Origin of the sequence: Symbiopectobacterium sp., assembly GCF_051710365.1 — a bacterium.
GTDB lineage: Bacteria > Pseudomonadota > Gammaproteobacteria > Enterobacterales > Enterobacteriaceae > Symbiopectobacterium.
In genome coordinates this window covers 1-14,527 of record NZ_JBPETA010000075.1, presented here as the reverse complement: position 1 = coordinate 14,527, position 14,527 = coordinate 1, and the positions used below count along the sequence as shown (strand labels likewise).

Below are 14,527 nucleotides of genomic sequence, written 5' to 3'. Positions count from 1 at the left end.
CAAAAATGGACGATGCCGCTGAGGGACTGGCGTATGGCTATGAGCCGCTTTATTATCGAGTTCGGTGATCGTCTGGACGGTCACTACTGAGAAAAGGCATTTACACAGAATCGTGTACAGGGTCTCTCTTTGCCGATTTTTTCTGGCGGCTCCTTTCTTCGTCGTCCCCGCGCTGGTGCCGGGGGCGACGCGTCATCAAAGATCCAAAATCCATTCATTTTGCTATCACTGACGCTAACACCCTCTGTGCTATTGGACTCGAAGCACTAAGATTCAGGTCTATCGACAATATCTGACTTTACAGCCCATTCAGTGAGGGTATATGAACAAATTCGTCGCGCTACTCCTTTCGATGGCAGCCGCCTTGTCGGGCTGTACTTCTCCGGTAAACACACAGCAATCAACTACGCACATCTACATTGTTCACGGATACGGCGCTTCACCGTCAGAGCATTGGTTCGCGTGGCTGAAAAGCGAGATGGAGAAAACGGGAGCCACGGTATCGATCATTGATTTACCTACCCCTGACGATCCCCAACCGCAGGCATGGCAGCGGGCCCTTGAGACACAGGTGACATCGCTAGATAACAACAACTATTTTGTCGCGCACAGTCTCGGCAGCATTACGCTGTTGAGATTCCTTGAAAAACACCCGGCCAACGCGCCCATCGGCGGCTATATTCTGGTTTCCGGCTTCAATGAGCGCCTGCCGACACTCCCGCAGCTCGACCGCTTCATAAAACCTGATATTAATTATGGCAAGCTGGTGCAGAGGGCAAGCACCCGCGTTGTCATCGCTGCGCCTGATGATGCAGTGGTTCCTTACCGATTCAGTCAGGCGTTGGCGAAATCCCTCGATGCTAGGTTCATTACGGTTGAGCAGGGCAACCACTTTCTGGCAAGTGATGGCTTTACCGAATTCCCTCTGGTGCTGGCCGAGCTACAAAAGGCCATAGCCGCATCAGGGCGGTGAGCCGCTGGCGTCAGCCGAGCAGCAGAATCAGGATACGGTCGGCACAATGCCTGTGGGCTACGACAAATGCGCCTGCGCAGCCCGCCGTACATTAGCGATTTCATCCAGCAGTTCCAGCCACTCCGGTTCCAGTTCCAGCAGGTCCGTTCCCTTACGCAGTGCGGTTTCCAGCGTGTAACACAGTTGCTTCAAGCGTGGAACGCCGCTGTAGCCGCAACTGCCGTGCAGTTTATGAATCAGCGGCAGTGTGTCTGCCACCGGGTGGCCCGCCAGCAGCGTTTCGATGTGTTGCTGTACGTCGGGCAGGGAATCCAGCAGCATTTGCAGCAGATCGCGCGCCAGATCGGGTTTATTCGCAGCCTGACGGGTTGCCAGCGACCAGTCGAGCGAGAGCTGGCTGTCATCATGTTCCGCCAGCAATTGCGTCATGCTGCCGTTCTCGCTCTCAATCGGTCTAACCGGTTGTTGGGTATAACGCGCCAATACCGATGCCAGCATCTGCTCATCAATCGGCTTGGCCAGATAACCATCCATCCCCGCTTGCAGCAATGATTTGCGCTCGTCACTCAGCGAATGGGCGCTGACCGCAATAATCGGCGTGGTAGCGTGGCGGGAAAGCTGGCGGATGTGCTCGCTGGCGCGAATGCCATCCATGCCGGGCATTTGGATATCCATCAGGATGACGTCGATATCCTGCATTGCCGCCTGCGCGATAGCCTCTTCACCGCTGTCGCACAGCAGGGTGTTTTCCACCTGCTCTTCCAGCAGAGTGCCGATCGGTTTCAGGTTGGCCGGATTGTCATCCACCGCCATCACGCACAACGGCAAGCGCGGTGTGGGCAGCGTTGCCGGTTGCGTTACTGGCAGCAACGATAGCTGCTGGATTAACAGACCTTCCTGTATCAAGGGCAACAGGCGTACCGAGGAAAGGGGTTTGCTCAGACAGGCGTGGATACCGAAGGATTTCAGCTGTTCAGCATCCATTTGCGCCAGACTGGGCAAGGCCAAAATAACACAGGCTGCTTTGCGGCTCATATCGCGCAACTGTGAGGTGTAATCCAGCAAGTTATTACGATGCCGGACGGGAACGCCGAGCAGCAAAATATCGAAATGTTGCGGCGGTAGCTGTTCAAGGGTAGGGCTAAAGTGCACCTGCAACGGCGTTTGCCCCAGAATATCTAACCCGGCTTGCGCGGCAGAAGCGTTGGCCTCCACATAGGCAATGCTGTGTCCTTGCAGCACGGAGAGATTGTTCTCTGTCATGTTGCTGTGCGGATCGCAGGTTAGCGTAATGTGGAACCAAAAGGTGGAGCCTTGGTTTACCGCGCTTTGGAAGCGAATATCGCCGCCCATCTCTTTCACCAGCCGCTGGGTGATAACCAGCCCCAGCCCGGTGCCACCGTGGCGGCGGGAAATGCTGGTATCTGCCTGCCGAAACGCCTGAAACAACTGTGCCTGCTGTCCTTCGGCGATGCCAATACCGGTATCTCGGATCTGAATTTCCAACTCCAGCTGTTTATGGCTTTGGCGGTGGCTTTCAATGCGGATATCGATATTGCCTTTTTCGGTGAATTTGATGGTATTGCCCAGCAGGTTGGTGATCACCTGTTGCAGACGCATCGGATCGCCGATAAAACGTTCGGGTACGCCGGGCTGAATGTTGAGCGTCAGCTCTAACCCTTTCTCATGGGCCGTGTGCGCTAACAGCGTGATGACATCATCCAGCGTGTTATGCAGTGAGAACGGGATGTTTTCCAACACCAGTTTGCCCGCTTCGAGCTTGGAGAAATCCAGCACGTCATTGATGATGGTCAGCAGGTTGTTGGCGGAACGCTCGATAGTACGCAAATAGTCGGTCTGGGTGGCGGTTAACGTGGTTTTCAGCGTTTGACGGGTGAAACCGATCACGCCGTTAAGCGGGGTGCGCAGCTCGTGCGACATGTTGGCTAAAAACTCGGACTTGATGCGTGCGGCCTCTTGCGCCCGCTTTTTCGCCAAATCCAGCTCGACGTTCTGGATCTCCATCTGTTCCAGCGTCTCTCTGAGATCGTAAGTGGCCTGATCGATGTTTTGCTGCATCTCCTCGTGGTAGGCCGTCAGGGACATCGCCATGGCGTTGATGCCGTTTTTCAGCATATCCAGCTCGCCCAGCATGCATCCTTCCGCACGGCTGTCCAATTGACCGCGACGGATACGATCGACGGTATCCACCATATTGCGTATCGGCATGGTGACATTGCGCACCAGACGATAGGCGAACAGACCGGCAATCCCCATGCACAGCAGCATCAACAGCGTGGCGATAAAAATCTCCTGATACTGTTGCAGCATGATGGAGTCGGTATCCAGCTCCAGCAACACATACCCCACGCTCGCGCCGGGGCGCTCGACCTTGCTCGCATGACGGGTGAATTCCGGGCCGATGGTGATAGGCATATGCAGTAACAGCTTGTCATCAACCTGGTGAGAATGTAGCCCTGACGGCATCGACTGCTGTTTTACCGCATCAATCAGTTGGGTGATATGGCGCGAATCGGTGCTGAACAACACCTGATGTTGTGCGTTAGTGATGATAATGGCGCGTACAATGTCGGAATGACGCCGATGCAGCATATTGATCAGCGGCTGAATCATCTCCTGCTGGTTGGCTACTATCGAATAGGCAGCAACGGCGGAAAGCGGCTCAATAATACTGGCCCCCGCGCTGGCAAGCTGGTCCTGCAACTGATTGCTGCGGTGAATAACGAAGAAGGTACTGAGCAGCAACCCGATAATCAATGTCGGAGCCAGAATCAGTATCATCATGCGGGCACGCAGACTGTATTTGGTCATGAGGTTCCAATGTGGGAGAATTAGGCCCAGACGTTCAGCTTAAAGACACAATAGCAAACTATGGCGCAATTCTACTCTCCAAACCGGCGTGTGACGACCCGGCAAACCATTAACGTGACCGTGACCGATCTCGATCCCTTCGGACAGGGTGTAGCGCGTCATCAAGGCAAAACCGTTTTCGTCCCCGGCGTGCTGCCGGATGAGCAGGCGGAAGTCCGGCTGACCTAGGATAAACGTCAGTATGCGCGCGCTGAACTTAAACGGCTGCTGACGCGCAGTGCGCAACGTGTGGAACCGCGCTGTCCGCACTTTGGCGTGTGCGGTGGCTGCCAGCAGCAGCATGCCGATGTCGCGTTGCAACAGCGCAGCAAATCGGCCGCGTTGCAAAAGCTGATGACGCGAGAGACCGGACAAACGCTGACGGATATTGGACTGATTGCCGGTCCGGCCTACGGTTACCGTCGGCGTGCGCGTCTTGCGTTATACTTTTTTACGGGAGACAAACCTGCGTCAGCGGGTGGAAAAGCGTCAGCCCGCGCCAAATCAGTGCCTCAACCCGCGTCGGGGTTGCGCATGGGATACCGGCAGGGGCAATCGCACGATGTGGTGGATATCGCGACCTGCCCGGTGTTGGCACCGGAACTTGATGCACTGTTAGCCCCACTGCGTCACTGCCTCGGTCAGTTGCAAGCATGCGCGCCGTAACGGCTTGTCTAACGTCACATTTTCTCACCAAAATCTCGACGAGGATGTTGCGCAACAGTCCTGGAGCGCCCAGGGATTTGATAAGATACTGCTAGACCCGGCACGCGCCGGGGCGGCGGAAGTGATGCCGCAAATTGTTAAACTTGCACCACAGCGTGTGGTCTATGTTTCGTGTAACCCCACCACGTTGGCGCGGGACAGTAAAGTGCTGTTGGCCGCAGGTTACACGTTGGCGCAGGTCGCCATGTTGGATATGTTTCCTCACACCGGCCACCTTGAATCGATGGCACTGTTTTTGCAGCGTTCTGGTAAGGCGGCACGCTCTGGCAAAGCGGCATTGTAGGGAGAATTTATGGTTGCGGTAAGAAGTGCGCATTTGAATACGGACGGCGAGTTTGTGCCAGATGCCTGGATTGCATCGTTGGGCATCAATAATCAGCAGTCGTGTGAACGCTTAGCCGAGACCTGGCGCTATTGTGAACAGCACACGCAGGGGCATCCCGATGCGATGTTGCTGTTATGGCGCGGCATTGAAATGGTGGAGATCCTCTCCACCCTCAGCATTGATAACGACAGCATGCGTGCGGCGATGCTGTTCCCATTGGCTGACTCCGGCGTGGTGGATGAAGACACACTGCGTGACGCCTTTGGCAAGAATATCGTCGATTTGGTGCACGGCGTGCGCGATATGGATGCGATTCGTCAACTGAAGGCGACGCAACACGATTCCGTTGCCTCCGAGCAGGTAGACAATATCCGCCGTATGCTGCTGGCGATGGTGGAAGATTTCCGCTGCGTGGTGATCAAACTGGCGGAGCGCATTGCGCACCTGCGTGAAGTGAAAGACGCGCCGGAAGAAGAGCGCGTGCTGGCGGCCCAGGAGTGTACCAACATCTACGCGCCTTTGGCGAACCGCCTCGGTATCGGCCAGCTCAAATGGGAGCTGGAAGATTTCTGTTTCCGTTATCTGCATCCGGATGAATACAAAAAAATCGCCAAACTGTTGCACGAGCGGCGCATTGACCGTGAACAGTACATTGACGATTTTGTCAAAACCCTGCGCACCGCGATGGCGGGCGAGGGCGTCAAGGCTGAAGTCTATGGCCGACCCAAGCATATCTACAGCATCTGGCGCAAGATGCAGAAAAAATCCCTGTCGTTTGATGAACTGTTTGATGTGCGCGCCGTGCGTATTGTGGTTGAACGCTTGCAGGATTGCTATGCGGCGCTCGGTATCGTTCACACCCACTACCGTCACCTGCCCGACGAGTTCGACGACTACGTAGCGAACCCGAAACCCAATGGCTACCAGTCCATCCACACGGTGGTGTTGGGGCCGAGGGGCAAAACCCTTGAAATCCAGATTCGCACCAAACAGATGCATGAAGATGCAGAATTGGGCGTTGCTGCGCACTGGAAATACAAGGAGGGCGCGGTTGCGGGGGGGCGTTCCGGTTACGAAGGGCGTATTGCCTGGCTGCGCAAGCTGCTCACCTGGCAAGAAGAGATGGCCGATTCAGACGAAATGCTGGACGAAGTGCGCAGCCAGGTGTTCGACGATCGTGTCTACGTGTTTACGCCAAAAGGGGACGTGGTCGATCTGCCGACGGGCTCCACGCCGCTGGATTTTGCCTATCACATTCATAGCGATATCGGGCATCGCTGCATCGGAGCCAAAATTGGCGGGCGCATTGTGCCCTTTACCTACCAGTTGCAGATGGGCGATCAGATTGAAATCATCACCCAGAAGCAGCCGAACCCGAGCCGTGATTGGTTGAATCCGAACCTGGGTTATATCACCACCAGTCGTGGCCGCTCCAAGATCCATAACTGGTTCCGCAAGCAAGATCGCGACAAAAATATTCTGGCAGGGCGCCAGATTCTGGATAACGAGCTGGAACATTTGGGGATTAGCCTCAAAGCGGCAGAGAAGCTGCTGCTGCCTCGCTATAACATCAACTCGCTTGATGAACTGCTGGCCGGTATTGGCGGTGGGGATATTCGCCTTAACCAGCTGGTGAACTTCCTTCAGGCGCAGCTCAACCAGCCCAGCGCCGAGGAGCAGGATCGCGAAGCGCTGCGTCAGCTCACCCAGCAGAAAGCGCCACCGCAGAACAGCCGCAAAGACAGCGGCCGTATTGTGGTAGAAGGGGTTGGCAATCTGATGCATCATATCGCGCGGTGCTGCCAGCCGATCCCGGGCGATGAGATCATCGGTTTCATTACGCGCGGACGCGGTATCTCTATCCACCTCGCTGACTGTGAGCAGTTGGACGATCTGCGCAGCCATGCGCCTGAGCGGATTGTCGATGCCGTCTGGGGTGAAAGCTACTCCAGCTGCTATTCGCTAACGGTGCGCGTAACCGCCAACGATCGCAGCGGGTTACTGCGCGATATCACCACCATTCTGGCGAACGAAAAGGTGAACGTGCTGGGCGTGTCCAGCCGCAGTGATACCAAACAGCAGATCGCGGTGATCGACATGGAGATCGAGATCTACAACCTTCAGGTATTGGGACGGGTGCTGGCGAAGCTCAACCAACTGCCGGATGTCATTGACGCGCGTCGCCAGCAAGGGGCGTAATTTTTTACGTAGGTCCTCACTTTGTCATCCCCGCGCAGGCGGGGATCTCCTACAGGCTAAATGCGCATCTCCAGTAAGAGGTCCCCGGCCTGCGCCGAGGACGACACGCGATTTTTATTGATTCAGGAATCAGGCATGACAGCAGCGGCTATTGAACGTCTTCTTTCCATTATGAACACATTGCGCGGTCCGGAAAACGGTTGCCCGTGGGATCGCAAGCAAACCTTTGACACTATCGCGCCCTACACGTTGGAAGAGACCTACGAAGTGCTGGATGCTATTGCGCGTCAGGATTTCGACGATCTGCGCAGCGAATTGGGCGATCTGTTGTTTCAGGTGGTGTTTTACGCCCAGATGGCGCAAGAGCAGGGGTTGTTTGATTTTTCTGCGGCGTGCGACGCGATAAGCGACAAACTGGAGCGGCGACATCCGCATATTTTTGACGATGCGACGCTCACCGACAGCGACGCGGTGCTTGCCAACTGGGAGCAAACCAAAGCCCAGGAGCGTGCTGAAAAAGCCCGTTACTCGGCGTTGGACGATATTCCTGACGCGTTGCCCGCCTTGATGAAAGCGCACAAAATCCAGCAGCGTTGCGCATCAGTCGGTTTCGACTGGAACAGCTTGGGGCCAGTGGTCGACAAAGTGTATGAAGAGATTGATGAAGTGATGCATGAAGCCCTGCAGGCAGTAGTAGATGAGGAAAAGCTGGCCGAAGAAGTGGGCGATTTATTGTTCGCTACGGTCAATCTCTCACGCCATCTTGGTCAGAAAGCCGAAAATGCGCTTCAGGCGGCAAACCGCAAATTCAGCCGCCGTTTCCGTCAGATAGAACAAATTGTTATCGCCTCGGGAAAAACAGTTGAACAGGCGACGCTTGAGGAAATGGATGCGGCCTGGGAACAGGTAAAACGTCAGGAAAAGGCCGGTTAAGATATTTTAATCGTATTACTGTATTTTTCTGGCAGTTTTGTTATTTATCTTTATGATTTTTAATCCGATGTTTCATGCTGTTTGTGCGTGATACATCGGTTTAGTCACGACGTTACGATCGCCACAATGATGAAAAGCAACATTTGTAGCCTTCATCAGGTTCAGGTATACTGCTTTCCCGTCTTGGTACTCCATCGTTATACCCGTCATACTTCACGTTGCAGGTGCGTTGGCTGCGCTCGCTCACCCTAGTCACTTACCTGAGTAAGCTCCTAGGGATTCGTTTGCTTGCCGCCTTCCCGCAACACGAATTATTTTGGGTAAATAAACCTAAACTCTCAGGTTCAGCATGACAACTAATTATATTTTTGTGACCGGCGGGGTCGTATCCTCTCTGGGTAAAGGCATTGCCGCAGCCTCTCTGGCGGCTATTCTCGAAGCCCGTGGCCTCAACGTTACCATCATGAAACTGGACCCGTACATCAACGTGGATCCGGGCACGATGAGCCCGACGCAGCACGGTGAAGTGTTTGTCACCGAAGACGGCGCGGAAACCGATCTTGACTTGGGCCACTACGAACGCTTTATCCGTACCAAAATGACGCGCCGCAACAACTTCACCACCGGCCGTATCTACTCTGATGTGCTGCGCAAAGAGCGCCGTGGCGACTACCTGGGTGCAACCATTCAGGTGATTCCGCACATCACCAATGCCATCAAAGAACGCATCATTGAAGGCGGTGAAGGCCATGACGTGGTGCTGGTGGAAATCGGCGGTACCGTCGGCGATATCGAATCTCTGCCGTTCCTTGAAGCGATTCGGCAGATGGCGGTGGAAGTGGGTCGCGAGCATACGCTGTTCATGCACCTGACGCTGGTGCCATACCTGGCGGCAGCAGGCGAAGTGAAAACCAAGCCGACTCAGCACTCGGTAAAAGAGCTGCTTTCTATCGGTATTCAGCCGGACGTGCTGATTTGCCGTTCCGATCGCACCGTGCCCGCCAACGAGCGTGCAAAGATCGCTTTATTCTGTAATGTGCCGAAAAAAGCAGTAATCTCCTTAAAAGATATTGATTCGATTTATAAAATCCCGGCGCTCTTGAAATCGCAGGGATTGGACGATTATATTTGTAAACGATTCAGCTTGAGTTGCGCCGAAGCAGACCTGTCCGAATGGGAACAGGTTGTTTATCAGGAAGCCAATCCGGGTGGCGAAGTCACCATTGGTATGGTCGGCAAATATGTTGCACTGCCGGATGCCTACAAGTCGGTGATCGAAGCTCTGAAGCACGGCGGGCTGAAAAATCGCCTGACCGTCAACATCAAGCTGATCGATTCGCAGGATGTAGAAACCCGCGGCGTTGAAGTTCTCAAAGATCTTGATGCTATCTTGATCCCAGGGGGGTTCGGCTACCGCGGTGTTGAGGGTAAAATCATGGCGGCGCGTTACGCCCGTGAGAATAGCATCCCTTATCTGGGTATTTGCCTGGGAATGCAGGTCGCTTTGATGGAATTTGCCCGTAACGTTGTGGGCATGGAAGCGGCAAACTCTACGGAATTTGTGCCAGACTGTAAGTACCCGGTTGTTGCGCTGATCACCGAATGGCGTGATGAAGACGGTAACCTTGAGGTGCGCAGCGAAGAGAGCGACTTGGGTGGCACTATGCGCGTGGGCGGTCAACCGTGCCACCTGGCGGAAGGCAGCCTGGTGCGCGAGATGTACGGTGAGGCAACCATTATTGAACGCCACCGTCACCGCTATGAAGTGAACAACATGTTGTTGAAACAAATTGAAGCGGCGGGATTGCGTGTTGCTGGTCTTTCCGCCGACCGCAAGCTGGTGGAGATTGTTGAACTCCCTGAGCATCCGTGGTTCGTGGCCTGTCAGTTCCATCCGGAATTTACGTCGACGCCACGAGATGGGCATCCCCTGTTTGCCGGTTTTGTTAAAGCCGCTGGCGCGTATTAAAAGCGTCAGGTGAAGTAAGGGTTTTTCAGCAACGCGCGGTCCAGTACCGCGCGTTGTTCGTCTAAGGTTTTAGTTTAAAGCTCGGTTTTATATACAGAATCGGTTTTAGTTTAACTTGTACTGAGGAAAATCTAATGTCCAAAATCGTTAAAGTCATTGGCCGTGAAATCATCGACTCACGCGGAAACCCGACCGTTGAAGCGGAAGTGCACCTGGAAGGTGGTTTCGTTGGTCTGGCTGCTGCTCCGTCAGGCGCTTCCACAGGCTCTCGCGAAGCGCTGGAACTGCGTGATGGCGACAAATCCCGTTTCCTGGGCAAAGGCGTAACCAAAGCCGTTGCCGCTGTGAACGGACCGCTGGCGCAGGCCATTCTGGGCAAAGATGCCAAAGATCAGGCTGCCATTGACCAGGTAATGATCGACCTGGACGGTACTGACAACAAATCCAACTTTGGTGCTAACGCCATTCTGGCGGTGTCTCTGGCTAACGCCAAAGCAGCAGCAGCGTCCAAATGTCAACCGCTGTACGAACACATCGCTGAACTGAACGGCACCCCGGGCAAATTCTCCATGCCTCTGCCGATGATGAACATCATCAACGGTGGCGAACACGCTGACAACAACGTTGATATTCAAGAGTTCATGATTCAGCCGGTTGGCGCGAAAACGGTGAAAGAAGCGATCCGTATCGGTTCTGAAGTGTTCCATCACCTGGCGAAAGTGCTGAAAGGCAAAGGCCTGAACACCGCTGTTGGCGACGAAGGCGGCTACGCGCCGAACCTGGGTTCCAACGCAGAAGCACTGGTTGTTATCGCTGAAGCGGTAAAAAATGCCGGTTATGTGCTGGGCAAAGACGTTACGCTGGCGATGGACTGTGCCGCTTCTGAGTTCTACAACAAAGAAACCGGCAACTACGAACTGAAAGGCGAAGGCAAAACCTTCACTTCTCAAGAGTTCACTCACTATCTGGAAGGCCTGACCAAAGAGTACCCGATCGTTTCTATCGAAGACGGTCTGGACGAATCTGATTGGGACGGTTTTGCTTACCAGACCAAAGTACTGGGCGACAAAATCCAACTGGTTGGTGACGACCTGTTCGTAACCAACACCAAGATTCTGAAAGAAGGCATCGAGAAAGGTATCGCTAACTCCATCCTGATTAAATTTAACCAGATCGGTTCTCTGTCCGAAACCCTGGCTGCTATCAAGATGGCGAAAGATGCGGGCTACACTGCCGTTATCTCTCACCGTTCTGGCGAAACCGAAGACGCTACCATCGCCGATCTGGCGGTAGGTACTGCGGCTGGTCAGATCAAAACCGGTTCCATGAGCCGTTCTGATCGTGTTGCCAAGTACAACCAACTGATCCGTATCGAAGAAGCACTAGCTGGCCGTGCTGCATTCAACGGTCTGAAAGAAGTGAAAGGCCAGGCGTAATCGCCTGTCTGCTGCCGGGCCTTTTCGCCTAGCTATCGAAGCCCGGAAACGCGTAAGCGTCTCCGGGTTTTATTATTTTTGTTCTCTGTGATTATCCCTTTCACGTTCGTATCCCTATCCACTCCTGTGCTTACTACCCTGTGATCGCCATAAACGAACCGACGGTTTTATTGGTTTAAAATGGCTTTTTATAAAAACCTTGAGGTCGATCGTCACGTTCTTCCCAGGGATGCCAATTCCGCTCGGGGCGTGGCAACGGTGCAAAGGTTTTCCCAACGTCCCGGCAGTAGTTTAGCTATCACGGCAGTAAAGGGTTTGTACCCTGCCGCATTACCTTCATAAAGACAATGACACAGGAAGGATGGCAAATGAAAACGCATAAAATTGGGCTGGCCAACTATTTGGCTTACGGCTCAGGTGATTTTCTCGGTGCGGGAACTACGGCGCTAACGGCGGCGTGGTTGCTCTATTTTTACACCACGTTTTGTGGCTTGACGCCCATTGAAGCCACGTTTATTTTCGCGATGGCCAGAGTACTGGATGCCGTCGTCAGCCCGTTGATGGGGTTCCTGACGGACAACTTTGGCTCAACCCGATTGGGTAAACGCTTTGTCCGCCGTAAATTATTTATTTTGCTCGGTATTCCCTGTGTGTTCAGCTACAGCTTTATGTGGGTGGGCGACATGGGGTACTGGTACTATCTGCTGACCTATTTGGTGTTTGATGTAGTCTACACCATGATTCTGGTACCGTATGAAACGCTGGTACCGGAAATGACCGATGATTTTAAACAGAAAACCAAATTCTCCGGTGCGCGTATCGCGCTGGCGCAGCTTTCTGCCATTCTGGCGGCGTTCCTGCCAGGTATTCTGCTCAGTCACTTTGGCAAAGACAACGCCATTTCCTTCTTCTACTCAAGCCTGGTGTTCTCGGTGATTTGCGCCACGGTGCTGACGCTGGTCTATTTCTTTACTTGGGAACGGTCGCGCGAAGAGATGTCAGCGGCGTCGCTACAGGCAGAAAAGGAACGCCAGTCACTGACGCTGGGACAAAGCATGAAGCGCCTGAGCGTCGAACTCTCTTCCACGCTGCGCATTCGTATTTTCCGTCAACATCTCGGGATGTACCTCGGCGGCTACATTGCACAGGACGTGTTTAACGCGGTGTTCACCTACTACGTCGTCTTTGTGCTGATGCAAAGCCCCACGGTGGCTTCCAACCTGATGGGCACCATGGCTATCCTGCAATTCCTGGCGGTGATTGGCATGATCCCGCTGTGCATTCGCTTCGGACCGGCCCCCTCTTACCGCTTAGTGGTTTGCCTGTTCGGTCTGGCGGCGATGTCTTACGGCGTGCTCTATTACAGCGGCCTGCACGATGTGTTCTCTTTGCTGTTGCTGATCTCTGCGTTGGCGGGGTTGGGGCGTGGTGGTATCAACTACGTACCGTGGAATACTTACACCTACATTGCCGATGTGGATGAAGTGATCACCGCACAACGTCGTGAAGGGATCTTTGCCGGGATCATGACGCTGACTCGCAAGGCTTCTCAGGCCGGCGCGGTGATGCTGGTGGGCGTGGTGTTGCAACTGTCGGGGTTTGTTTCAGGGCAGAGCGTACAGGCAACGGGCGTAAGTCATACCATCCTGATGGTGCTCAGTGTCAGCACAGTCTGCGTGCTGGCGTTGGGTTTTCTGGTCTCATTACGGTTTAAACTGAACCTGCAAACGCACCAGACCCTGCGTGAAGAGACGCTAAAAATGCGTGAAGCCGGACGTCCGGTACCGGAACGCATCACGCCGCAGGCGCGTCAGGTGGTGGAAATGCTCTCTGGCATGTCTTATGAATCGCTGTGGGGCAACAACAATATCGGTTACCTGAATCGCCATAAACAACCGGCGCATTCAGCAACCCAGGTGACTCAGCATTAACGCATTAACGCATTAACGCATTAACGATAAAAGTGGATGATAATCTATGACCGTATTCAGTGTTAAACATAGCCCGCTGCTGCGTCAGCCTGAGCACTTTATCTCTCGCGACGATCTGAAGGCGCTGATCTGCCGCATTACCGATAATCTGGTCAATATCAAGGATGAAACCGGTGAGTTTCTGCTGTGGTTGGATGATGGTCGTGTCATCGATACCAAGGGCTGGGCCGGGTGGGAGTGGACGCACGGGATTGGCCTGTACGGCATTTACCAATATTACCAACAGACGGGTGATGACCAGATGCGAGCCATCATTGATGATTGGTTCGAGGCGCGTCTGGCGGAAGGTACGCCTACCAAAAATGTCAACACGGTCTGCCCGTTCCTGACGCTGGCCTATCGCTACGAAGAGACGCGCGATGCCCGTTGGGTGCCTTATCTGGAGCGCTGGGCGGAGTGGGTGATGTACGACATGCCGCGCACCCAGAAAAACGGTTTGCAGCATATCGTCTACAACAGCGAAAACACCGATCAACTGTGGGACGACACCCTGATGATGAGCGTGCTGCCGCTGGCAAAAATCGGCAAGCTGCTCAACCGTCCCGAGTTTATCGAAGAGGCGACCCACCAGTTCTTACTGCACGTGCAGTATCTGATGGATTGACGCAGCGGCCTGTGGTTCCACGGCTGGACGTTTGATGGCAAGCACAATTTTGCCGAAGCGCGTTGGGCGCGCGGCAACAGCTGGCTGACGGTAGCCATTCCTGAGTTTATCGAGCTGCTGGAATTGCCTGAAGGAAATGCAACGCGCCGCTTCCTGTTGCAGGTGCTGGAAAGCCAGATTGAAGCGCTGGCGCAGTATCAGGATGACAGTGGTCTGTGGCATACGCTGCTGGATGACGCCAACTCTTACGTGGAAAGCTCCGCCACCGCCGGGTTTGCCTATGGCATTCTGAAAGCGGTGCGCAAACGCTATGTGGATAAGGGCTATGCCGAGATGGCGGAAAAAGCGATTCGCGGCGTGATTGCCAATATCAATCGGCTTTGTTGAATAAATCAGAACTTGTAACGACTGTGCCCCATCGGGTCGATTGTTACGTGATGCGAATACTGTTCGGCATTCCTAATAGCGTGATCCGGTTAAGCGCTTTGACCATCGCCATG

The 14,527-nt window shown here is 54.1% G+C and carries 7 protein-coding genes and 3 pseudogenes; 8 read left to right on the top strand and 2 right to left on the bottom strand.

Annotated elements, in window-relative coordinates:
• Window positions 1-322 precede the first annotated feature (322 nt).
• Entirely contained in the window at window positions 323-973 is a 651-nt protein-coding gene (locus ACTBDZ_RS08900) for an RBBP9/YdeN family alpha/beta hydrolase (RefSeq protein WP_438815057.1), read from the top strand.
• 57 nt (window positions 974-1,030) lie between these two features.
• Here the strand turns inward: ACTBDZ_RS08900 and barA are convergent, their stop codons facing one another.
• A complete protein-coding gene (gene barA / locus ACTBDZ_RS08895) occupies window positions 1,031-3,805 on the bottom strand; it encodes a two-component sensor histidine kinase BarA (protein WP_438815056.1) in 2,775 nt (924 codons plus the stop codon).
• 60 nt (window positions 3,806-3,865) lie between these two features.
• Here barA and ACTBDZ_RS08890 point away from each other — a divergent pair.
• The 7 genes and pseudogenes from ACTBDZ_RS08890 to bglB all read left to right on the top strand — a co-directional run.
• Window positions 3,866-4,853, top strand: a pseudogene (locus ACTBDZ_RS08890) (TRAM domain-containing protein).
• A 9-nt stretch (window positions 4,854-4,862) separates the two neighbouring features.
• Window positions 4,863-7,094: a GTP diphosphokinase gene (relA, locus tag ACTBDZ_RS08885; RefSeq protein WP_438815055.1), complete on the top strand. Its 2,232-nt coding sequence runs from the start codon at window positions 4,863-4,865 to the stop codon at window positions 7,092-7,094.
• 135 nt (window positions 7,095-7,229) lie between these two features.
• The gene (gene mazG, locus ACTBDZ_RS08880; protein ID WP_438815054.1) at window positions 7,230-8,027 is read left to right on the top strand and encodes a nucleoside triphosphate pyrophosphohydrolase; all 798 of its coding nucleotides are present in this window, start codon (window positions 7,230-7,232) and stop codon (window positions 8,025-8,027) included.
• 349 nt (window positions 8,028-8,376) lie between these two features.
• A complete protein-coding gene (gene pyrG / locus ACTBDZ_RS08875; protein ID WP_438815053.1) occupies window positions 8,377-9,996 on the top strand; it encodes a glutamine hydrolyzing CTP synthase in 1,620 nt (539 codons plus the stop codon).
• 134 nt (window positions 9,997-10,130) lie between these two features.
• Window positions 10,131-11,432: a phosphopyruvate hydratase gene (gene eno, locus ACTBDZ_RS08870; protein WP_438815052.1), complete on the top strand. Its 1,302-nt coding sequence runs from the start codon at window positions 10,131-10,133 to the stop codon at window positions 11,430-11,432.
• Between the two features lie 368 nt (window positions 11,433-11,800).
• A complete protein-coding gene (locus ACTBDZ_RS08865; protein WP_438815051.1) occupies window positions 11,801-13,363 on the top strand; it encodes an MFS transporter in 1,563 nt (520 codons plus the stop codon).
• A gap of 46 nt (window positions 13,364-13,409) precedes the next feature.
• Window positions 13,410-14,402, top strand: a pseudogene (gene bglB / locus ACTBDZ_RS08860) (beta-galactosidase BglB); the annotation flags it as partial.
• Between the two features lie 55 nt (window positions 14,403-14,457).
• Here bglB and ACTBDZ_RS08855 read toward each other — a convergent pair.
• Window positions 14,458-14,527: pseudogene (locus tag ACTBDZ_RS08855) on the bottom strand (surface-adhesin E family protein); the annotation flags it as partial.